This window comes from Ensifer sesbaniae, from assembly GCF_013283665.1.
In the GTDB taxonomy this organism is placed as follows: Bacteria; Pseudomonadota; Alphaproteobacteria; order Rhizobiales; family Rhizobiaceae; genus Ensifer; species Ensifer sesbaniae.
In genome coordinates, this window is record NZ_JABEKU010000002.1 from 102,815 (window position 1) to 104,794 (window position 1,980).

Here is a 1,980-nt window from a genome sequence, read left to right on the forward strand (position 1 = left end):
AAGAGATTTTCGCGGGCGGCACAACCGTTTGGGGCCTTGTTTACTCTTGAGCGCAAGCTTCACCGGGTCGCGGCAGGCTCTTGCGATGGCGCTGCGTGCCCTGTCGTTCCATCTTCGAGCATTCGGACCATTTCGCCTATCGCCGCCTCCCGTTGCGGATCCTTGCCCGCCGCATAAGCAAGCGGAAACGGCACCGCCCGGTCCGGTTCGATGCCGATCCCCTCAAGCCGCAGACCGTTATCGATCACCGCGTCCGAAACCGCGAGTTCGAGCAAGCTGTCGTCAGGCAGCACATAGGCGCGGCCTGCGAGCAGGGCGCCCGCACTCCGTTCACCAACCAGCGCGATGGCGTTCTGCCGTAGGGCATAGGCGAAGAGTTCCAGGCCGCTGCGCGTGCCCTTGTCGATCAACGCGACGACCGGCTTTCGCCAACGGAAGTTTGCAAGCGTCGCATCCCCACGGCGCGGCACCAGCCGGAAGGACGGGGTATCGCCGACGAAAAGCTCGGCCGCATCGGCAGGGCCACCACCCCAGCGTCCGCGCAAGTCAACGATAACGCCCTCGGCATCCTTGAGGCGGCCAGTCGCAAGGGCCTCCGCGACAATATCAAGGCCGTTGCGCGTCGAGAGCGTCCATAACCGCACGTAGCCGATCTTGTGACCTTCGCGTTCGCTCAAGGCAAGGCTTTCATCGATTGCCCGCTCGAACATCGGCAGCGGCCGCAATCGCTCGACCTGGACTTTCGCCGAAATCGGCGCGGCATCGCGATGGCGTCGAAGCCGGATCTCGACACTTCGGCCGACTTTCTCGGCGAAAGAGCCGATTTCGCGGTAGGGTAGCCCGTCAACCGACAGGATCTCGTCACCAACGAGGAGGCCGGCCTTCTCGGCCGGCGATCCATCGTAGACATCGGCAACGAAGCGCCGACCACCATCAACGGCCGTCACCATGCCGATGCCGGGATAGCGGACCTCGCCATCGGGCGGAAAGAGGCGACGCAAATCGTCCCTGATCGCGAAACGGAAAATGTCCGAGAGTTCAAAATAGTCGATCGTATCGGACTTGTAGCGTCCCGTATGCGAGACCCGAAGGCTGGCAAGGGCCGATGTGATTGCGTCGTCTACGTCGCTGGGCGGGCTCGCTGCCGAGATCGAGTGCCTCTTCCCGTCGATTTGTGCCCGAGCAACGGCGTTGAAGCGGTCCAGCGCCGTCGTGTCGTAGAATTCTTCATCCACCAGTTCGACGACACGGTCAAACACGGGCTGGCCGGAACGCGTGACGTCGGCCGCATAGGGAGCATCCAGTGTCGACAGGAGCAATGAAAAGGTTAGCAACGTGCCTAAGCAGCCTTGGCCCATAGCTTCGTCCTCCGGTTTCCGGTCGCTCGATTATCGGCAAAACACGGGAGACTTGGGAGGCGACGTGCTTGCAAATTCGCGTGATCCCGGTAGCGGGCATCATCCGCCCTGTCGTGTGCCGGGCGGCTGTCGGAGGCGGGCAAGACAGCACAACAACAGGTAGCGATAGCAAGACAAGTAGAGATTGCAAAAGATCGCTCACCGAACGAGCGGCATTTAGGTATGCCCGAATTGCAATCACGGGGCAGAAAACCGACACAGGCTTCTGACCACTTTGGGTCATCAAAAGGAGGCGGCCAAACTAGCCCCAAAGAGCTATAAAATCCTTTCAAACCAAATTGTTAACGGCCCAGCATTATTTAGGGGGTTTCTGTAACAAAGTTGCCATATGCTTTACGGTTTAAGTAAAAATCTAGTGGATTATAAAGTTTTTCTGACAACGCAAGATTACATCTTGTCTTTCCGCATTAGAGTTTGTTAACATTCGAATATAGGGGTTTCATTACAGCTTTGAACGCGGGAGGGTGGCATGCCGCTGTCGTCGATGCTTGATTCCAGGAATTCCCGTCACCTTCGCCAAAAATCAGCCGCACAGGATGGGCCACCTCCCCAGGAAACGGCT

The 1,980-nt window shown here is 58.8% G+C and carries 1 protein-coding gene; it reads right to left on the reverse strand.

All coding sequences use genetic code 11. From position 1 onward, the window contains the following. Nucleotides 1-59: 59 nt before the first annotated feature. Nucleotides 60-1,358 carry a S41 family peptidase gene (locus BHMPCIPO_RS18410; protein ID WP_173518299.1) on the reverse strand — a complete coding sequence of 433 codons (1,299 nt, stop codon included), beginning with the start codon at nt 1,356-1,358 and terminating at the stop codon, nt 60-62. Between the last annotated feature and the right edge of the window lie 622 nt (nt 1,359-1,980).

Coding starts and splice junctions, on each gene's coding strand:
- BHMPCIPO_RS18410 (WP_173518299.1), bottom strand. CDS start 1,358: ATGGGCCAAGGCTGCTTAGGCACGTTGCTAACCTTTTCATTGCTCCTG.